This is a genomic window from Phaeodactylibacter luteus, assembly GCF_007993045.1.
Lineage (GTDB): Bacteria > Bacteroidota > Bacteroidia > Chitinophagales > Saprospiraceae > Phaeodactylibacter > Phaeodactylibacter luteus.
The window spans coordinates 34,967-55,131 of the sequence record NZ_VOOR01000011.1 but is presented as its reverse complement, the minus strand read 5'-3'; the positions used below and the strand labels follow the sequence as shown (position 1 = coordinate 55,131).

16 protein-coding genes are annotated in these 20,165 nt (G+C 54.1%); 8 read left to right on the top strand and 8 right to left on the bottom strand.

Going from position 1 to position 20,165, the window contains the following annotated elements; genetic code table 11:
• Window positions 1-64: 64 nt before the first annotated feature.
• From FRY97_RS07125 to FRY97_RS07115, 3 genes are all read left to right on the top strand, one after another.
• On the top strand, window positions 65-1,621 hold the full coding sequence (locus tag FRY97_RS07125) for a YifB family Mg chelatase-like AAA ATPase (protein ID WP_147166757.1): 1,557 nt from the start codon (window positions 65-67) through the stop codon (window positions 1,619-1,621).
• Window positions 1,622-1,630: 9 nt separating this feature from the next.
• Complete coding sequence (locus FRY97_RS07120; RefSeq protein ID WP_147166756.1) at window positions 1,631-2,665, top strand: SPASM domain-containing protein; 1,035 nt, start codon at window positions 1,631-1,633, stop codon at window positions 2,663-2,665.
• A gap of 260 nt (window positions 2,666-2,925) precedes the next feature.
• Window positions 2,926-5,034 carry a peptidylprolyl isomerase gene (locus FRY97_RS07115; RefSeq protein WP_147166755.1) on the top strand — a complete coding sequence of 703 codons (2,109 nt, stop codon included), beginning with the start codon at window positions 2,926-2,928 and terminating at the stop codon, window positions 5,032-5,034.
• A gap of 458 nt (window positions 5,035-5,492) precedes the next feature.
• Here FRY97_RS07115 and FRY97_RS07110 read toward each other — a convergent pair whose 3' ends face one another.
• Window positions 5,493-5,672 carry a hypothetical protein gene (locus tag FRY97_RS07110; RefSeq protein WP_147166754.1) on the bottom strand — a complete coding sequence of 60 codons (180 nt, stop codon included), beginning with the start codon at window positions 5,670-5,672 and terminating at the stop codon, window positions 5,493-5,495.
• A 463-nt stretch (window positions 5,673-6,135) separates the two neighbouring features.
• Between FRY97_RS07110 and mmuM the strand changes: the two genes are divergently transcribed.
• Complete coding sequence (gene mmuM, locus FRY97_RS07105) at window positions 6,136-7,086, top strand: homocysteine S-methyltransferase (RefSeq protein WP_147166753.1); 951 nt, start codon at window positions 6,136-6,138, stop codon at window positions 7,084-7,086.
• A 29-nt stretch (window positions 7,087-7,115) separates the two neighbouring features.
• On the opposite strand, the gene FRY97_RS07100 is transcribed toward mmuM, so the two are convergent.
• The 6 genes from FRY97_RS07100 to FRY97_RS07075 all read right to left on the bottom strand — a co-directional run bounded on the left by FRY97_RS07100 (window position 7,116) and on the right by FRY97_RS07075 (window position 14,147).
• Window positions 7,116-7,523, bottom strand: coding sequence for a hypothetical protein (locus tag FRY97_RS07100; RefSeq protein WP_147166752.1), 408 nt, complete (start codon window positions 7,521-7,523; stop codon window positions 7,116-7,118).
• A 102-nt stretch (window positions 7,524-7,625) separates the two neighbouring features.
• The gene (locus tag FRY97_RS07095) at window positions 7,626-8,213 is read right to left on the bottom strand and encodes a GNAT family N-acetyltransferase (protein ID WP_147166751.1); all 588 of its coding nucleotides are present in this window, start codon (window positions 8,211-8,213) and stop codon (window positions 7,626-7,628) included.
• Window positions 8,214-8,234: 21 nt separating this feature from the next.
• Window positions 8,235-10,178 (bottom strand): alpha-1,4-glucan--maltose-1-phosphate maltosyltransferase, encoded by a 1,944-nt coding sequence (locus FRY97_RS07090; RefSeq protein WP_147166750.1) that lies wholly within the window; start codon window positions 10,176-10,178, stop codon window positions 8,235-8,237.
• Between the two features lie 155 nt (window positions 10,179-10,333).
• The gene (locus FRY97_RS07085; protein ID WP_147166749.1) at window positions 10,334-10,642 is read right to left on the bottom strand and encodes a rhodanese-like domain-containing protein; all 309 of its coding nucleotides are present in this window, start codon (window positions 10,640-10,642) and stop codon (window positions 10,334-10,336) included.
• Window positions 10,643-10,696: 54 nt separating this feature from the next.
• A complete protein-coding gene (locus FRY97_RS07080) occupies window positions 10,697-13,216 on the bottom strand; it encodes a T9SS type A sorting domain-containing protein (RefSeq protein WP_147166748.1) in 2,520 nt (839 codons plus the stop codon).
• Window positions 13,217-13,283: 67 nt separating this feature from the next.
• Window positions 13,284-14,147, bottom strand: a complete 864-nt coding sequence (locus FRY97_RS07075; RefSeq protein ID WP_147166747.1) for an alpha/beta hydrolase — start codon at window positions 14,145-14,147, stop codon at window positions 13,284-13,286.
• Between the two features lie 228 nt (window positions 14,148-14,375).
• On the opposite strand from FRY97_RS07075, the gene FRY97_RS07070 reads away from it, so the two are divergent.
• From FRY97_RS07070 to FRY97_RS07055, 4 genes are all read left to right on the top strand, one after another.
• Window positions 14,376-15,080 carry an esterase family protein gene (locus FRY97_RS07070; RefSeq protein WP_147166746.1) on the top strand — a complete coding sequence of 235 codons (705 nt, stop codon included), beginning with the start codon at window positions 14,376-14,378 and terminating at the stop codon, window positions 15,078-15,080.
• A gap of 101 nt (window positions 15,081-15,181) precedes the next feature.
• Window positions 15,182-16,126, top strand: coding sequence for an ATP-grasp domain-containing protein (locus FRY97_RS07065; RefSeq protein ID WP_147166745.1), 945 nt, complete (start codon window positions 15,182-15,184; stop codon window positions 16,124-16,126).
• 400 nt (window positions 16,127-16,526) lie between these two features.
• A complete protein-coding gene (locus tag FRY97_RS07060; protein ID WP_147166744.1) occupies window positions 16,527-17,345 on the top strand; it encodes a type 1 glutamine amidotransferase in 819 nt (272 codons plus the stop codon).
• A 30-nt stretch (window positions 17,346-17,375) separates the two neighbouring features.
• Window positions 17,376-18,569, top strand: coding sequence for a hypothetical protein (locus FRY97_RS07055; protein WP_147166743.1), 1,194 nt, complete (start codon window positions 17,376-17,378; stop codon window positions 18,567-18,569).
• On the opposite strand, the gene FRY97_RS07050 is transcribed toward FRY97_RS07055, so the two are convergent.
• Window positions 18,566-20,092, bottom strand: a complete 1,527-nt coding sequence (locus FRY97_RS07050) for a GH3 auxin-responsive promoter family protein (RefSeq protein ID WP_147166742.1) — start codon at window positions 20,090-20,092, stop codon at window positions 18,566-18,568. The genes FRY97_RS07055 and FRY97_RS07050 overlap by 4 nt on opposite strands.
• Between the last annotated feature and the right edge of the window lie 73 nt (window positions 20,093-20,165).

The window sequence follows — 20,165 nt, the reverse complement described above, 5'->3', positions numbered from 1 at the left end:
GAGCCCATGCCCCTTACAGGCATTGGCACAGCGTACACACCACTACCCAAAAAACGAAATGCCCATGCTCGTAAAGACGTATGCCGGCGCTGTTCAGGGCGTCGATTCCCAGACCATCACCATAGAAGTCAATGTAGGCGGTAAAGTTGCTACCGACAAAAACTTTTACCATCTGGTAGGCTTGCCGGACAACGCCGTCCGGGAAGGGTTCTCCCGCATTGAAGCAGCAGTACAGAATATCGGCTACCGTATGATGCGGATCAAGACGGTGGTCAATATGGCCCCGGCAGATATAAGAAAGGAGGGTTCCGCCTACGATTTGCCAATCGCGGTCGGGGTGCTCGCTGCATCCGAACAGATCTCTCCTGATGGGCTGGAGACTACCGTGCTCATGGGCGAGCTTTCGCTCGATGGCAGTCTGCGCCCTATCAGGGGGGCACTGCCCATTGCTATTCAGGCGCGGCGCGAAGGGTACACCCGCTTTATACTGCCCAAACAAAACGCCCGCGAAGCCGCTATCGTCAACGATATTGATGTCTACGGCGTAGCTTCCATCAAAGAAGCGGTGGATTTGCTCAATGGAGACCTGAAAATGGACCCTAAAATGGTGCTGACCCGGGACGAATTTTTCGAGCAGCAGCACGTCTTCGATGTGGATTTTTCGGACGTGAAGGGGCAGCAGAACATCAAGCGGTCTTTGGAGATCGCTGCTGCAGGCGGGCATAATGTCATCCTTATCGGGCCACCGGGGGCGGGCAAAACCATGCTGGCGCGGCGGATGCCGACCATCCTCCCTCCTCTCAATCTTCACGAAGCACTGGAGACCACCAAAATCCATTCGGTGGCAGGGGTGCTCCCGCCAGACTCCGCCCTGATCGCCAACCGCCCCTTCCGTTCCCCCCACCATACCATAAGCGATGTAGCATTGGTGGGCGGCGGCAGCAACCCCATGCCTGGCGAAATCTCGCTGGCTCACCACGGCGTGCTTTTCCTGGACGAGCTGCCAGAGTTCAAGCGTACGGTACTAGAGGTGCTGCGGCAGCCTATGGAAGAAAGGAAAGTGACCATCTCAAGGGCCAGGAGCACGGTTGACTACCCTGCCAATTTCATGCTTGTTGCCTCCATGAACCCCTGCCCCTGCGGCTTTTACAACCATCCGGAGAAGGAGTGTGTGTGCGGCCCGGCGCAGATCAACCGTTACCTGAACAAAATCTCAGGCCCACTGCTCGACCGCATAGACTTGCACGTGGAAGTGACCCCCGTTTCTTACGATGAGCTTTCGAGCACGGGCTTGCCTTCCGAGAGCAGTGCAGAGATCGCAGCGCGGGTATTGCGGGCTAGGGAAATCCAGGCTGAGCGCTTCAAGGATCATCCCACTATCAACTCCAACGCCCAAATGCCAAGCCGGATGGTCCGCGAGTTTTGTAATATTGGGCAGCCTGGCCGAATGCTGGTTAAGAAAGCTATGGAAAAACTGCAGCTTTCTGCCCGGGCATATGACCGCATACTCAAAGTGGCCCGCACAGCTGCAGACTTGCACGGCAGTGAGGGCATAGAGATTGAGCATTTGGCGGAAGCCATCCACTTCCGTAGCCTGGACCGCGAAGGCTGGGCCGGATAAAACGCTGATATGGCATTTTACTGGCACGACACCGTCAATTTTTTGCAAAAGCTTACGCCCCTGCGCGTCTGGAACGCCCTACAGGTCATGGCTTCTTACTATTGGTCGAGGGCCTTGAAAAAACCGGTACAATGGGGGATGCCGGTTACCATCTCGGTAGAGCCTACTACAGCCTGCAACCTCCGCTGCCCGGAGTGCCCGAGCGGCCTGCGGGCCTTTACCCGGCCTACGGGGAACCTGAAGGCGGATTTTTTCCGTCAGGTAGTAGATGAGATGGGAGAGAGGCTATTGTACCTCATTTTCTATTTCCAGGGCGAGCCCTACATCAATCCCGCTTTCCTGGATATGGTGCGCTATACCGCTGACCGGGGCCTTTATACGATCACTTCTACCAACGGCCACTTCCTCAACCGGGAGAACGCCCGCCGTACAGTAGCTTCTGGCCTGGACCGCCTGATCATCTCAGTAGATGGCACTACGCAGGAAGTGTATGAACAGTATCGTAAAGCCGGACAACTGGAGGCTGTCCTGCAGGGAGCCCGCAATATAGTGGAAGCCAAAAAAGAGGCAGGGGCTTCCCGTCCACATGTGATTTTCCAGTTTCTGGTCGTGCGCCCCAACGAGCATCAGATACCTGAGGTCTACCGGCTGGCAGAAGAGATAGGCGTGGACGAGGTGAAGCTGAAAACAGCTCAGGTATACGATTTTGAAAATGGGAACCCGCTCATCCCCGAAAATGAGCAATATGCCCGCTACGCCCGTCAGCCTGATGGCACTTACCGGGTAAAGAACAAACTGTTGAACCACTGCTGGAAACTCTGGCACGCCTGTGTGATTACCTGGGACGGGCTGGTCGTGCCGTGCTGCTTCGATAAGGACGCTGCCCACCGCCTGGGCGACCTCAAGTCGGTGCCCTTCCGGGAAATCTGGCAGGGCCAGGCTTATCAGAAATTCCGGCGGGCGCTGCTGCAGGGCCGGGATCAGATCGATATTTGCACCAACTGCACAGAGGGGTGCAAAGTATGGGAGGAAGAATCTGTTTAAGCAGGCAAGTGCTTGTAAATTTTGTATTTAGCCGGTAAACCAACTACATTTGCATGGATTTTCGCAAAGGTAAGTTTATCTTTGCGTCTCTTTAGCGCCGGCCACCGGAAGGCAATCTCTGCCCAAAGGCGAGGCTTTACAAGCACTCTGGCTCCGGTGAAGGGGGTAATACATTGATTTTTAGCGCTTTCGGTTTTTTGCTTTCTGGTTTGGAAAAGAGGCAAAGCGGAAGTTCAGATTACTTAAACTACAGTCTTAAGATGGCTTTGATTAGTAAAATTCGGAAGAATTCCTGGCTGCTGGTTGTCCTGATTGCACTGGGCCTGGTAGGCTTCATCGTAATGGATATGACTTCCGGTCAGCAGAGTGTATTTGGCAGTTCGCAGACTATACTCGCGGACATAGAGGGCAAGAAGCTGGACTGGAACAAGTTCTACCGCACCGAACAACTGCTCTACGGCAATTCTGGCGGTGATGTGTACAGCCGCCGCAGTCAGCTGTGGAACTACTTCGTAGAGGAGGCACTCGTTCAGGAGGAAGCCGAAGCGCTCGGCCTGGGCGTGAGCAAGGAAGAGCTGCTCGACCTGCAGTTCGGCGTCAATCCAAGCCCCGTGATTCGTCAGCGGTTTCAAAACCCACAGACCGGACAGGTCGACTTTCAGCAGTTGAATCAAATCAAGACGGCCATTGAAGATGGCAGCATAGCAGATGACCCCCGCATGGTCTCTTACTGGGCACATCAGGAAAAAGAGATCATCAAAGACCGCCTGCAGAGCAAGATCAATGGCATGGTTTCCAAAGCCATTTATACGCCTACCTGGATGGCAGAGATGGGCCACAACGAACAGAACATGCCCATCAATTTCGCTTTTGTGAAAGTGCCATTCGATGAGATCGACAACACAGAGGTGTCGCTTTCTGACGCTGACTATGAGGCTTATTTGAAGGAAAACAAAGCGCGCTACACTACAGAAGAGGAGACCCGCCGCCTCGAGTACCTGGTGTTCAACGTTGCCCCGACCGCCAAGGACTCCGCCGCACTGCGCACTAAGGTCGCAGAGCTTATCCCTGAATTCAAAGCAGCAGCAGATGACTCTGCCTTCACTGCGCGCAACTATGGTGTGCCTCCAACGACTTACCTCACCAAGGAGCAGCTGACGCCCGTTGTTGCCGATACGGTAATGAACATGGCCGAGGGCGATGTATATGGCCCTTATATCGATGGCAGCTTCTACAAGGCAGTAAAAGTAGTGGACCGCCGTATGATGGCAGATTCTGCTGACAGCCGCCACATCCTGATTCAGGCACAGGCGCCACAGCAGTTTACTCAGGCAAAAAAGACAATTGACAGCCTCGAAAACCTGCTCCTTACCCAAGGCGCTTCGTTTGACTCCTTGGCCATGCAGTTTAGCCAAGACGGCGGCAGCGCAGCTAACGGCGGCAAGTACGAGGGCACAACGCCCGGGCAGTTTGTCCCAGAATACAACGACGTCCTGTTCGTGACAGGCAAAATCGGTGAGTATTACAAAGTACAGACCTCTTACGGCTGGCACCTCATTGAGGTCCTCAAGCGCAGTGCTTCTGCTACCCCAAGGGTAAAGGTGGCCTTCCTGCAGGAAGCTATCGTCCCTTCCGAAGACACTCAGAAGGATATTGAAGCTGAAGTACTGGCTTTCATCGGCGAGAACCGTGACCTGGAGACGCTCCGCCAAAGCGCTGTTGAGCGTGGCATGAGCATTCAAACTAGCCGTGGCCTGAAGCGCAATGACTTCGCTATCGGTGAGCTGGGTACCGGGCAGGCTAGCCGCGACCTGATCCGCTGGGCGTTCAACGCTGGTGTAGGCGAGGTTTCCCCTGAGCTCTATGGCTACCAAGATGCAGTGCAGTACTATACCAATAAGTACGTCGTTGCTGGCTTGGTTGCTAAGCAGCAGGCTGGGCTGCCATCAGTTGCCAACATCAAGAGCGAAATCGAGCAGCTGGTGATGAACAAGAAAAAAGGCGAGATGATCAAGTCTAAAATCTCAGGCAGTGACTTGGGCAGCATCGCGCAGCAGTTCGGCACCAAAGTGGATACTGCCCGCAGTGTCAACTTCAACGCTACCTTCATCCCCAACGTGGGGGTAGAGTCTAAGGTAATCGGCGAGGCTTTCTCTCTTGAGCAGGGGCAGACATCTGAACCTGTCATAGGGCAGTCAGGAGTTTTTGTCTTGCAGGTGATGAGCAAGCCAACGGCTTCTCAGCCTAACAACATCCCTCAGCTCCGCCGCAATATGGCCAACCCTGTCCGTCAGCAAGTGCCTGGACAGCTGATCCAAGCCATGAAGAAAAATGCTTCCATCGAAGATAACCGTTCCCGCTTCTACTAGAAATAGCGGCCTCCCGGTTTATCCATAGGCAAAGGGCTGTCCTGTAAAAGGGGCAGCCCTTTGTTCATGCCCCTTGCTTGGCTCCTTGTCGCTTACTGTCCAAAAAAAGCAGTACCGCTCCTATTCTTCCACTTTCCTTTGGCTAGGCCTTACAGGCTCACAGGATGCAGCCAAAGTAGGGCACGCACCGTTTTGGGCGCCAATCAGATTGCTTTTTTGGGGCCTGCCCCTGCCTGAAGGCAGGTGCCGCTATGCTGCGGGGCTCGCTATCCGCTCGGTCCCTCGCCCTACAGGCGTCGGGTCTGGCCTTCGGCCACCCCTTCGCAGCGCTAGGCCGATTTCATCATATAGGCGAGCCGCCCTAAAAAGCTTGCGGTATTTTACTTTACGCTCACCGTCCCCCCTGTCGGGCTCAACAGGCGCTCCACAGTGCGTTTGAGCCATGCACTCAGCTGGGCTCAAGCCTCCTGCCCAAAAATGGCGGGCCCCTGCTCTATCACGTTTGCCATTGCACTTTCATTAGTGTGCATGCCAAGCTGGGCATCGGCGTGCATGCCAAATAGTTGTAGGTTTTGAAATATATCTTGGTTGTCAATAGTTTGTTTTGGAATAAAAGCATGAAATAAGATGAAAAACATGCTTTAATTTTGAAATCTGTTAAGAAAGTATTTGGCCAACCCCAAACCGGTTTTTGAAGAGCGGGGCAGCCCGTTTTATTATCCGGCGTGCAATGGGCAAGTCAAGCCCCCGGAAACCGGATAAACTTTGCCAATTTTGTATTTTTGCTCATCTTTGCAGCCGATCTATATAACATCAATAAAACGATAGCCATGTCTGATGAAATAAAGAATGTGGGAAGAAAAGGTTACTGTTTGTTGTACGGTTTCATAGCCTTCTTCCTTTTCATTGTTTTGGTAGTAAGCATCTACCAGTGGAATTTCAAGTTCTTGGGATAACCATCCCCTAATCTCATCAGCGCGCAAGGCCCGGCCACGCTGATGAAATCAGTTGCCGGGGCAATAGCACAAATCGGTATCCAGCTCTTGGGCAGGGTACCGATTTGTAGTTTCGCCTACTTTGTATGGCGTCAAAACTTTAGTTATGGCGGATCAGGAAGCCAGAGCGGTATTGAACCGGCCGGCGTTGTTCTTATTAGATGGGGCAATGGCCACAGAGCTGGAACAGATGGGGGCCGAGCTAAAGGACAAACTGTGGTCGGCACGGCTATTATTGGAGCGCCCAGAATGGATAAGGGCGGTGCATGAAGCCTATTTTAGGGCAGGAGCTGATGTAGCGATCACTTGCAGCTATCAAGCGTCTTTTGAAGGCTTTTCTGCCTATGGCATCCCGATGGAGGAAGGCCAGCAGCTTTTTCGGCTCAGTGTTGCCCTGGCAAAGGAAGCTCGGGCAGCATTTTTGCAGCAAGGCCTGCCCCCGGGGCGCCCTCATCCGTTGGTGGCAGCATCTGTGGGCCCCTATGGCGCATATTTGGCAGACGGCTCCGAATACCGAGGGCAGTACGGGGTACCTCGCTCCCGCTTACAAGCCTTCCACCGCCCGCGCATAGCAGCACTACTGAGTGCTGAGCCAGACTTGCTGGCCTTTGAAACCCTGCCCGACTTGGAAGAGGCAGAAGTGCTGCTGCAGGAGTTGGAGCGTTTTCCTGATGCGCTGGCCTGGTTCAGTTTTACGGCCCAGCAGCCCGGGGCCATCAGTGGTGGCGCGCAGCTTTCAGATGTGGCTGCCCTGCTCAGCGGTCATCCGCAAGTCGTTGCCATAGGCTTCAATTGTACGCCACCTACTCTTATCGCTCCTTTGCTGCAGGAACTGCGGCTTTGGGCGGAGCCCCCGTTCATCGCCTACCCCAATAGCGGTGAAGTATGGGATAGTAAATCGCAATGTTGGCTGCCGGGCACTTCAGCACAAGGAGGATGGCTGGAACAGGCCCGGGCGTGGCAGGAGCTAGGCGCTGCCTGGATCGGGGGCTGCTGCCGTAGCCGGCCTGCCGATATTGCAGCTTTGCAGCCCTTGCGGCAGGAGGGCAATGGCTAATCCGGAGTGGTGGCGCAACCCTAGCCAGGCTATTCGAACCAAGCACGGGATATTTTCCGGATATAGGGCAGGCTGGCTAATTCATAAAGCACTTTTTCGTACCCGGGCTGATGGGTATGGCCCAAACATAAGACTTCGCGCTCAGGGCGGCAGCCGGACCGGCCAGGTGCTCCGGGCTGCAGGCGCAGGGTTGGGTCTATTCCCCTGACTTGTGCGATGTAATCCGGGCTATTGGGGATACAGTATTCATAATGTACACTGACTAGCCCGTCTTTAGGCCCGGCCAGGCCTTCCTCGTTGATTTCATTCAAGTCGAAACCGAGCTTTCCGGAAAGGCCCGGGCTCCAGCTGATGCTCGGCGCTCTGCATTGCGTAAGCACTGTCAAAAGGAGGGAGGCCAAAAGCAGGGAGCAAGCTTTGTGTGTAGGGTAGGCCATGGTTGAAAGACGGGTTTAGTCCGGTTAAGAAAAGTGGTAGCGCGGCTTGTTGCTTTGGCCTCCTAGCCAAGGGCTGATGTTGGGCCATAAAGCCCCAATATGTTAGGCTTGCAGCGTTTTGGACCAGAACCGGAGCATTTTTGGCGAGGCGGCAGCTTCGCCTATTTCCTGCCAGCTGATGTAGCAGTGCAGCTCGGAAGGCCGAAAGCCACATCTTTCCCAAAAAACATCAAGGGACTGATATCCCGCCGGGCGAAGTGGGTGCTCTTCAGGCCTGGCCACAGCACAAAAAGTCAGCTTTGGGAAGCCTAAACTCCGGGCAAAGGATTCCCTGAGCCTGAAAAACGCTTTGCCGATGCCCTGCCCCCGGTAGGAGGGCAGTAAGACCGACTCCCCAAAGTAGAAAAAATCGCCAAGCGGCAAGCCGGCTTCTACAAACGGCTGCTGAATGTTCGGGGTCTCTTCCGTAAGCGGAAGGCCTGTGCTCGCCCCCACGACCTCCTCCCCATCTAGCACCACCACCATGAAACTGTCCTGTGCCTTGAGGAAGGTGTCCAAATAGCCCATTTCATAAGGCATATCCCCTTCGTATAAATAGGGCCATTCCCGGAAGACAGCAATCCGGAGGCGGGCCAGGTCCTCCATATAGGGAGCGGCCTCCTCTCTGTTCAATGTTTTGATCGTCACCATGTTCGCAGACAGCAGCGGCAGTTACCGGCGGTTGAAAGACACCTCAAAAATGTGCGCAGGGGCTGCATCGGGGTTTAGTTCGACATAGTTCCACTCATTGAACCAATGGTAGACCTCGCCCGAGAGCAAATCGGTCACTTTGAGGTTGACGTTGCCAGTAATGCCCAAGAGGCTTTTGGGGACTTCGACAAAGCCACTTTGGCGGTAGGCTGTATCAAAATTCACGATACACCAAATGATATCGCTCTGATCCTCCGTGAGCTTGATATAGCTCATGATAGATTCATTGTCGGTGCGCGTGAAGTGGATGTTCCAGGTATCTTGCATGGCCGGGTGCTGCTTGCGGATTTGGTTGACCTGCGTGATCAGCTCCGTCAGCCGGTTGCGGTGGCCCCAATCGTAATGCCGGGCTTCGTACTTTTCAGAGTTGTGGTACTCTTCCTTTCCGTTAGCATTGGGCGTATTTTCCATAAACTCGTAGGAAGGGCCATACATGCCGTAGTTGGAAGAAAGGGTAGCTGCGAGGACCAGCCTTTTGGCAAAAGCGTTGGGGCCTGCATTCATCAGCTCGTAAGGGAGGATGTCCGGAGTGTTGGGCCAGAAGTTGGGGCGGAAGTATTCCCGGGACTCCGTGCGGGTAAGCTCGGTCATGTACTCTTCCAGCTCCTTGCGGGTATTGCGCCAAGTAAAATAAGTATAGGACTGGCTGAAGCCAGCCTTGGCCAATTCTGCCATTACCTTGGGGCGGGTAAATGCTTCCGATAGGAAGATGGTATCCGGGTATTCTTTTTGTACTTCAGCGATGCACCACTCCCAGAACCGGAATGGCTTGGTGTGCGGATTGTCAACCCGGAAGATCCGCACTCCGGCTTCGCACCAGAACAGGACAACGCTTTTGAGCTCTTCCCAAAGGGCTTTCCAATCCTCCGATTCGAAGTTGATGGGGACGATATCCTGGTATTTTTTTGGTGGGTTTTCGGCATATGCGATGGTGCCGTCAGGCCGCCATATGAACCACTCTGGGTGCTCTTCAATGTAAGGGTGGTCTGGCGCACATTGGAAAGCCAAGTCGAAAGCGATGTCTATGCCATAAGTTTTGGCCTTTTCAATCAGGGCTTTGTAATCTTCCAAGGTGCCAAGCTCAGGGTTGACCGCTTTGTGCCCGCCGTGGCGGCTGCCTATAGCCCAAGGCGAGCCGGGCTCGCCGGGCTGTGCATTCACGCTGTTGTTTTTACCTTTGCGGTTCTTTTCTCCTACCGGGTGTATGGGCGGCATGTATAAAACATCGAAGCCCATCTCATTTACCCGTGGCAAGAGCTTCTCCACATCTTTGAAGGTCCCAAGCCGGCCGGGCTCCTGTGCTGCGGAACGAGGGAACAGCTCGTACCAAGTACTGAACAATTCCTTTTCCCAGCCCACCCGGACGCGGAGGTTGTGGTCGTATATGGTTTCGAACTGTTTGAGGGGAGTGCTCTCTACGACCTGTTTGAAATCAGCGTTTAAGACCGTTTGCACGGCCTCTTCCCCGCCGCTTTTTAGCTGTTTGGCCAGCGCTTTCAGGTCTTCTGCTTTTGCTTTCGGGTAGCTTTCCGCTGCTTTCTGCAACAGTTGTTCGCCTATCTGCAGCTCTACGGCCATATCTTGGCCTGCTTCCTGCTTTTTCAGGAAGCCTTCATACCAGTGGAGGAGGTGGTCCATCCACCCCGCTACTTTATAGTGGTACATCCCCTTTTGTTCCACCGTAAATGTAGCCTCCCATTCGTCATTGGCCAGGGGCATCATAAAGACTTCCGTCCACCGTTTTTGGCTTTCGTGGCGGTAGAGGAGAGCAGCCCGGATGTGATCGTGCCCATCGCCAAAGATGTCGGCAGTGACAGTGACTTTCTCACCGGGCACCCGCTTGATGAAAAAAGCGCCGTGGTCAATTTCCGGGTGTACGTTTTCGATGACTACTCGGTTCCTCATGGTATTTTTTGTGTGGATTCAGGGTTGATATTGAGCGTAGAGCACCAGACAAACATAATGAGAAAAAATGGAAAACGGTATGCCCGTCAAGGCTTTGTAAAAAGGGTTTAGGGCCGTGCCCCTCCCCACGGGCTATCCGTCAGAGAGGGGGGCGTTTATGCCCCATGCTGATCGACCCAGTCGAGCATGCCGCCTGTCAGGTTGCGGACTTGGGAGTAGCCAGCCCGTTCGAGCAAAGCTTTGCCTACACTGCTGCGGTTGCCCGACCGGCAGTACACGACAATCTCGTCTTCTTTGCCCGCGCCGATTTCGTCCATACGCCCGTGCAGCTCCCCTAGCGGGATAAAAGCCCCTCCGATATGGAACTGCGCCCGTTCATAGGCTTCCCGTACATCAACAAGGGTGATTTCCTCGCCTGCATCCAGGCGCTCCTTCAGTTCTTTGACATTAATATCCTGAGCCATAGTCTCTAAAAATTGGTTTGTTCAAAAGTAAGGCTACTGATGTGAACCGCCCCATTAGCGGGCTATCATAATTTTTAATTGCACACTTTGGCCGTTGAAGTTATCCGTTGCCCGTACGAGGTACATGCCCGGTACAAGCCCGCTTACATCAAGCTGAGGGGTATACGGCGCTCGGTGCACGGTCTGCCCCAGCGCGTTGATGAGCTCAAGCTGCAAGTGGGCTGTGGCAATCCGTTTTGTTTCAATATGCAGCACATCACCTGCCGGGTTGGGGTAAGCTTGCACTTCAAAAGCAGCCGCTGCCTGGGCTTCGGCAGAAGTAGGCAAGGCAGGTTCATTGCCCATCAGCGGGCGCAGCATTAGGGCGCCGGCCGGGAAGTTGGCCGGGAATGGCAGCCAGCCCTGATCATTGTTGTTGTAGAACAGCGCATCGAGCCCTGCCGGTGTATTGCGGTCATAACCGACCACGATGCAGTCCAGGAAATTGCAAGAGGAAACCTGCTCCCAGCCAACATAAAAATCGCCCGCAGGGATGAAGATAGGCGACGGGTTGCCCTCGCTATCCATCAGCGGGTAAGTCGTAAAGGCTTGTAGGGTATCGTAGACCGAAGCCGGGAAAAATGGGTTTTGGAACGTCATGCGCACCTCCGGCTCATCATCTAGGGCTCCAACCCAGACCTGCAAGTGGAACTCTTGGCTGGAGAAGTCATTGATCATGCTGGGGAAATGAAACTGCAGGGCCTGCAGGGTGTCGTCTACCGCAGCGGTATAGCGCACTGCAATTTGGTCCCTTTCCTGTACTACTACGCCAGTTTCAGCCGTACCGTCGTCATACGCGAAGTAGTCGTCAAAAACCGTAAGCCGGGAAGCGTTGTTGTTGCGGGTGACGGAACTGTACCCTGACCCGCCCTGTTCGTTGGTGACATCAGAAAGCTGATAGGACGTTTCAAACTCCAGGCGGTCTTCAAAGTTAAATGCGGTATTCATAAACGCTTGCACCAAGCCGGGGAAGTTCGGGTAATTTTGATCATAAGTTGCAGGGGAGTTGGCTTCAACTGTCCGGCAGCAGGCATCGAGCAGGGTAGTGGCGGCAAGCTGCACCCCTGTGGTGAGCTCCCGTATGACGAGGTCGCCTGCGCCTGCGTTCAAGGCCTGATCGTTGTTGAGGTTGAAAAGGTAAGTGAGGTAATTGCTTGGCAATAGTGCTTCTTCCTGCCCTCGGAAATGGCGCCAGGGCATGCTCGTATAAGGGGCAATGGCAGCGGCGGGCACCTGCCTTAAGGCAACGTCGGTAATGTTGGTGGTGGCAATAGCAGGATCGTCTCCCAGCCATACATAGTCTAAATTCCAGATGTCGTCTATGCCATTGCCGCTGTTGAACGCAGAGAAACGGAACTGAAAAGCCTCATGCTTAAAACCGCCGGGCACTTCCATGGGGAAGAAAAAGCCTGCAGCCGTAGTGTCGATGTCGAATTCCTCCTTGAAGAAAGTCCGCACCACTTCCCAATTGCCCGCTTGGTTTTTAAACTCCAGCTGGAAAAAGTCCCCGTTTTCAGGAGATTCGCCCAGCCCTCGGGGCTTGAGCCAAAAAGTGAGGAAAAGGTCGCCGTCAAGCCCGGTCAAGTCGAGGTTATTGGAGGTCAGGCGGTCATTAAGGCCTGAGGCGCCGTAAGGGGTGCCATCCGGCTTGATCCCGTCGAAGGTAGCCACGCCAAGCGTAGGGTTGTCGTTGGCGAAGGTGCGGTTGACGAAGGGGTCTCTGTCCAGCCACAGGTCGCTATTGGTGACATGCCCTTCTTGGGAAAAATCATCCAAAAAGGCGCCCAGCCCCCCGTCTCCAAGGGCAAGGGGGGCTTTGTTGATCTGGAAGGTAATGTTGAAATCATCACAAATGGCGAAGGAGTCGCACAGGGTTACAGTGATGACATCTTGGCCCGGGTAGCGGCTGGCCACATAAATGAGCACACTGTCTGGCGCTTGGTAATTGCTGAAGTAGGCGAGCTGATCCCGGCCTTCATAATCATCGGGCTGGTCGATGAAGCGGTTGCAAGCAAGCGGGCCAGGCAGGTTGGCCGCTTGTAAGGGGACTTCGGCCATTCCTTCTGCTGCTACCGCAATGGGGCCTACCGCAGTGCTTTGGCTGGCCCGCCGCCCTACAACAATCAGGCTAGTGCTCTTGCAGCCATTGGGGTTGCAAAATTCTATGCGGAAAGTATCTCGTGCCGCTTGCAGCTCGCTGCCTGCAATCAGAACGAGGGTGTCGTTCTGCAGGGAGGCTTCGCCTATGCGGTTGCCCTCGCAGTTGGTACAATTGAAGGTGCCGGGCAGGGTGTCTAGCCCGAAAGTATCGATTTCAAAGGTGAGCAGTGCGGTGTCGCCAGCGAGGATATAGTTGACATTGTCCTCCTCCAGCTGGCAGGCCCGCTGACGAGATGCAGCCGCCGGGGCATAGCCTTTGGGCAAATCAGGCTGAGCCTGCAGCAGCTGAAGGTTTCCGGTGAGCGGCACGAGATGCTGAGCCTGCAGGGGCATGGCCATTACAAGCAGGAGGGAAAGGTAAGATAATCGCTTCATGTCTTTGTCTTGATTGCAGCAGTGGGTGCAGCAGCTGTCCCGCTGCACTTTTCTGAGAACGGCAAAGTTAGGCTTTTGTTGCTCGTTTGGGGAACGCCCATTGTAGAAAGTCGGGCATCACTTGCCCCCATGTTTCAGGGCGGTGCTCGCCCCCCGAGACTTCCACATACCGGAGGCTGTGGGCAGGACAGCCCAAGCTTTGGAGCGCCCGCATAAGGTCGAGGGTGTCGTCTATGGCATCAATGACCCCATTGCCGTTGCGGTCCGAGGTTTCATCGGCCGTCCCTGCCTGCAGCCAAAACCGGAGGGGCGGGCAGTGGGCAGCCGCTTCGACATAGTCTTGGACAATCCGCCCGGCATCGGGCCTGCTTTCTTCAAAAGGGGTGCTGCGCCACCAAAGGGAGCCGGAAAAGACCCCCACCTGATGGAACAGGGCAGGGTGGTGCCAGGCAAGGTCAAAAGCAGATAGCCCGCCAAGGGAGAAGCCTGCAATGCTCCGCCCTGCCGGGCTGCCCTGCAAGGGGTAACGGCTCTCGAGGAAAGGGAGGAGCTCCGAGGTTAGGAAGCTGGCATAAGCCCCTGCCCGGCTGCCCCGTTTTTTGTAATCGGGCCGGCCCATAGTGCCGTACTCCTGCATGCGGTCGCCGGCGTGCACCGCTACTAATATGAATGGGGCGATTTTGCCTTTGCGGTACAGCCGTTGAAGGGTGAAGAGGAGGTCAAGCGCTTCGAGGTCTTGCCCGTCGTTGAGGTAAAGCGCGGGGAGCTCACCTTGCCTGTGGGCCCCCGCCGGTGGCTGCAGTACGCGGATTTTCACTTTCCTTTTCAAGTGGCGGGAGGGCAGGCTGTGCTCGGCAGCCATTATGCGGTAGGAAGGGTGTAGGGCTGCCTCTAGCCAACGGGCTGTTTTTTTTAGGTAGTTCGTTTTCATGCAGTATGCAGGATTGTGATGCTTTTTTGCGGCTGCCGCCAAATGCAATATTGAAAAAACGGGCAAAAACGTTTTTTGTTTGGAATGTCGATAGTGGCGGCTCTTTGTAAAGAATTGTAAATCAACAGGTTGTTGCTTGATTTTTTAAATAAAGCCCGTATTTTTGCAATACTAAGTGTAAAATTAACAATTACCTCCGGTGGCTCACCGGCTATGAACCCTTTTACTGTGAAAGAAACGTATCACAAATGGTATTCGCCCAGCCTCGGCAAAGAAATTGAAATGCTGGCCTACGGCGATCGTGGCTACCCTGTCGTCTTGTTCCCGTCAAGTATGGGCCGCTATTACGAAAGCAAAGATTTTGGGCTGGTACAGACTGCTGAGTGGTTTGTAGACCGCGGGTTCATACAGATTTTTTGCCCGGACAGCATCGATGCCCTGAGCTGGTACAACAAGGGTGTACATCCTGGGCAGCGCGCGTGGAATCATCAGTGCTACGATAATATGGTGCTCCGGGAAATTGTGCCCGCTGTGCGCTGGAATACCGGGACGGGCAAAGTGGCAGTAGCCGGAGCGAGTTTTGGGGGCTACCACGCTGCCAATTTTGCCTTCAAGCACCCGGAAACCGTCAGCCATCTGTTCTCGATGAGCGGAGCTTTCGATATAAAAATGTTCATGGATGGTTATTATGACGATAATGTGTATTTTAACAACCCGGTAGATTACCTCCCGGGGAACAACCACCCGGCACTTTGGGAGATGAACATCGTGCTGGGCACTTCGGAATGGGACATTTGCCTGAATGCCAATCAGCGGTTGTCTGGCATTTTGTCAGAAAAAAACGTGCCCCACTGGCTCGATATGCGCGGCTGGGAAGCGCACGATTGGCCGCTGTGGCGGGAAATGTTCCCCCATTACCTGTCCTTGATATAAGCCCGGGCAGGAGGGCGGTTTGGCGCAACGAACAAGCAATATGGCGGCTTGGCCGCTTCGACCTATTATTATCCTAAAACAACAGGTAAACCACAGTTTGTATGAAAAAAATCGGCATTCTTTTCGGGCAGGAGCGCAGCTTCCCCAACGCATTGGTGGAGCGGATCAACGCCAAAAATGTGAAAGGTATTCAGGCTGAGCCTGCTACCATAGATAAGGTGATTCAGGCTGCTCCCGCTGACTACGCCGTATTGATAGACCGCATCTCGCAGGATGTGCCTTTTTACCGGGCTGCGCTCAAAAATGCAGCTATCTCTGGCACGGCTGTTATCAATAACCCTTTCTGGTGGAGCGCAGATGAGAAGTTTTTCAATAATGCCCTGGCTGAGAAAATCGGGGTGCCGGTCCCCAAAACCGTACTGTTGCCTTCTAAGGAACAGCCGGACGATACCACTGCCGAGTCTTTTTCCAATCTGGCTTTCCCGCTGGACTGGGAAGGCATTTTCAGCTATGTAGGCTTCCCTGCCTTTATGAAGCCTTACGCTGGCGGAGGCTGGAAGAATGTATACAAGTTGGATAGCGCCGACGACTTCTTCCGCGCGTACAGCGAAACCGGGCAGCTGGTCATGATGCTGCAGGAAGCGATTGACTTTGAGTCTTATTTCCGTTGCTACTGCATTGGCGGCAAGTACGTCCGTATCATGCACTACGAGCCGCGCAACCCTCACCACCTGCGCTATGCTGCTCAGCACAACGTCAGCGCTGAGATGATGAAGACCCTGGAAGAGTATGTCCTGCGCCTCAACCAAGCGCTGGGCTACGACTTCAATACTGTAGAGCTGGCCATCCGCGACGGCATCCCATACGCTATAGATTTCTGCAACCCTGCCCCTGATGCCGACCTGAACTCGGTAGGGAAGGATAACTTCGAATGGGTGGTGGAGACTATGGCCACGTACGCGATCGAGCGGGCGCAGGCTCATAAAGACGGCAAAGACAACCTGACCTGGGGCTCTTTCATCCGGAATGCAGCAGCCGGCCAATAGAAAGGCCTTCAATCGGCCGTAAACCAGAATGTCCTAGACGTTTGTTTTAGCCTGGCATTGGCCTAGCGCTGCGCAGGGGTGGCCGAAGGCCAGACCCGACGCCTGTAGGGCGAGGGGCCGAGCGGACAGCGAGCCCCGGAGCATAGCGGCACCTGCCCGCTGGCAGGGGCAGGCCCCACTACATTGTGCAGGTGCAAGCTCAAAAACTACAATCTGGTTTGCGCCTTTTCAATCTGTCGGTTGGCTGCCCAACAAGCGTTCCTGAAAAGTGTATTTTTGGGGCGCTTGTTATAGCGCTCTTGGGGCAAAAGCAAGGCTTCAATGCCGTATAGCCTTCCCACCTAAAAAGCCTGATTGCTAAACTGGCGGCCAGCGACAGCCCCGCCAAATGACCAAAATTATGCCTTCATTAAGACTCGCCATCCTGGATATGTACGACAATGAGCCCAATCAGGGGATGCGCTGCATACAGGAGATCGTAAGCCGCTTTGAGCAGCACTACGAATGGAAAGTATTCGATGTCAGAGGAAAAGCGGAAGTCCCTGGTATGGACTTCGATATCTTCATCTCAACAGGTGGGCCGGGCAGCCCTCATGATGGCGATGGCAATTGGGACGTGAAGTACTACAAATGGCTGGAGGAGGCTTGGGCTTGGAATCAAAAGCCCGGCCGGCCCAAAAAGCACGTCTTTTTCATCTGCCATTCTTTCCAAATGGCGGTCAAGCATTTCGCGCTGGCTGAGGTCAGTAAGCGGAAGTCTATGTCTTTTGGCACTTTCCGCTGCCATATGACCGATGCCGGGGCCTGCGAGCCCAATTTCGAAGGCTTGCCCAATCCCTTTTTTATCGCGGATTTCCGCGACTGGCAATGCATACAGCCGAATTTGGAACGCATAGATGAGATGGGCGCAGAGATACTAGCCCTGGAAAAAATCCGCCCGCATGTCCCGCTCGAACGGGCGATCATGGCCATACGGTTTTCCCCAGAAATGCTGGGCACGCAGTTTCACCCTGAGGCTGACCCCGATGGGATGCTGCTGCATTTCATGGACCCCAAACGCAAAGCACAAATCCTGGACGAGCACGGGGAGGAGAAATACCTCCGCATGATCAAGCACTTGAACGATAGCGATAAAATTGGTTTGACCCACGAGATTGTCCTGCCGCTGTTCCTGCACCGTGCCGTCGGCCTGCTGCAGGCGGACTGTGTCCCGGCCTGATACCGTGGCGCGCCTGAAAACAAATAATGTATGAACCCCAGTATTAGGTCTGCTTTCAATGCTGCTTTCACAGCAGAAAAATATCAGGAGCTGTTGACTTGGGTGGAGAGGCAGTACAACTACCGCCCGCCATTCCGTGTCGCAGAATCTCCGGTTTTCATCCCCAATAGCCTGAAGCGGCAGCTGCTCGAGGCTTGTGAGCAAATTACGGATGTGATTGTCGCCCCCGACTTTAAGGAGCGTTCACAGGGGGCGCTGCTCACCGCACAGGAGGTGCCCAATGAGACGCCGCATACCACTTTCCTGCAAATGGATTTTGGGATATGCAAAGGCACAGATGGGGCTTACACGCCTCAGCTGATTGAAGTGCAGGGCTTCCCCTCTTTGTATTTTTTCCAAGACCTTGTTGCCCGTGGTTACCGGGAGGTTTACGATATCCCAGACACCTACACCCATCTTTTTGGGGGCATGCAGTCTGAGGAGTATATCGAAATGCTGAGGCGCGTAATTATAGGCGATTGCGATACAGAGCAGGTCATCTTGCTTGAGGTAGAACCAGAAAAGCAGGTGACCAGCATTGATTTTATAGCTTGCAAGCACATGATAGGCATAGAGCCGGTCTGTATCAGTGAGCTGAAAGTGGAAGGGCGCAAGGTTTTCTACTTTAAGGAGGGCCGTAAAATCCAGGTCCGACGGATTTTCAACCGGGTGATTTTTGATGAGCTCATCCGCAGAGATGACCTTGAGCGGGAGTTTTACTTTACCCACGATTACGACGTGGAGTATGTTGGGCATCCCAATTGGTTTTTCCGGATCAGCAAGCACACTTTGCCTTTGCTAGACAGCCCCTACGTGCCCAAATCCTACTTTCTGAACGAACTGGCAGAGCTGCCCCAAGATCTGCACAATTACGTGCTCAAGCCTTTGTACTCCTTTGCTGGCACCGGTGTCATCATCAATATCAATCAGCACGATGTGGATATGATCAAAGACCCGGAAAACTACATCCTGCAGCGCAAGGTGGAATACGCCCCAGTAATAGAGACGCCCTCGGAGCCGTCTAAGTGTGAGATAAGGATGTTGATGCTTTGGGAAGATGGGCAGCCCCGCCCTAAGATTGTGAACAACCTGGCCCGCCTGAGCAAGGGCCTGATGGTTGGGGTGCGTTACAACAAAGACAAAGATTGGGTAGGGGGCAGCGTTGGCCTTTTTGAAAGAGGCTAAACTTTGTTGCCCAAGAAGTGGAGTATCTCGTCTACATATTGCCGGTGGTTGGCCAGGCGGGGCACTTTGTGCTGCCCCCCAAACTTGCCCCGGGAGCGCATCCAGTTGTGGAAGGTGCCACTGGGCAGGGCGTGTAGCCTAAGCCTTTTGAGCGCCAAGCTTTTTGAACGCTTTGCTTCATAGTCAGAGTTGTTCGCTTGCAAGGCTTGATCGAGCAAGGCGGTGAACCGCTCTTCATCGGAGGGCTCTCGTTCAAATTCCACGAGCCATTCGTGCCCCCCTTTTTGCCCTTCTTCAAAATAGACCGGCGCAACGGTATATTCGGAGACGATAGCCCCTGTCTGTTGGCAAGCGACAGCCAAGGCCTTGTCGGTATTTTCCACCATGACCTCTTCGCCGAAAGCATTGACGAACTGTTTGGTGCGGCCCGTGATCTTGATCCGGTAAGGGGCTGTAGAAGTGAAGGTGACCGTATCACCGGGCGTGTAGCGCCATAGCCCTGCGTTGGTCGAAATGACAAGGGCGTAGTTCTCTCCGGGCTTCACCTCGCTGAGCGGTATGGCATGGGGGTTAGGCTTGTCCCATTCGGGCATAGGCAAAAACTCAAAATAGACGCCATTATTTAGTAACAATAGCATATCGTCCCTGCTGAAGTCGTCTTGCACGGCAAAATAGCCCTCAGATGCATTGTAGATTTCCTGGTAGCTGATTTGGTCAGAAGGGAAGAACGCCTCGAACTGCTTTCGGTAGGGCGTGAAGCTTACCCCGCCGTGGATGTAGCCTTGAAACTCTGGCCATACTTCCAGCATATTGGATTTTCCAGTGAGCTCCAATATGCGGCGGAAGAGCACCACGGTCCAGGTCGGTACCCCTCCTATCATGACCATATTCCGCTCCTGCGCTCCGATGCGGGCCAGTTTTTCAAGCTTCTCCTCCCAATCATGTAGCAGGGCCGTCTTGAAATCTGGCGTAAAAAAGGGGCGCCCCACGGCTGGCATATTCTGAATCATAATAGCAGAGACATCCCCGTAGGTGGTCTTTGGGTAGGGCTCGAAAGGATAAAGGCTCCCGCCCATGATCATACTCTTGCATTCAAACTGACGCGCATCAGGCCGGTTGTGGTAAAATAGGGACATGGTATCCCATGTGCCCCGGATATGGCATTTTTTTAGATTTTGGGAAGTGACCGGAAGGTACTTGCTGCGGTCGCTTGTCGTGCCGGAAGATTTGGAGTACCAACGTACCTGCCCGCTCCAAAGGACGTCCTTTTCCCCGTGCATCATACGGGTAATGTAAGGCTTGAGCCCGTCGTAATCGTTGACAGGCACCCGCCGGGCGAATTGTTCTGCGTCTTGTATGTCACGGTACCCGTAGCGCCGCCCCCACTCTGTGTGCTTAGTGAATTGCAGGAGCTGCTTCAGCAAGCTCTCCTGCACCTGATGTGGGTGCTCCATAAAATGCCGAATACCTTTGTACCGTTGCTGGTAATACCATTTGAATGCCCGGTTGATCGACTTTCTCATAGAAGCGGTTGGTATGGTTTGGCTAAGAATGGCCCTCATCAAATATACAAATATCCGTTAGACTTGGCGCTAA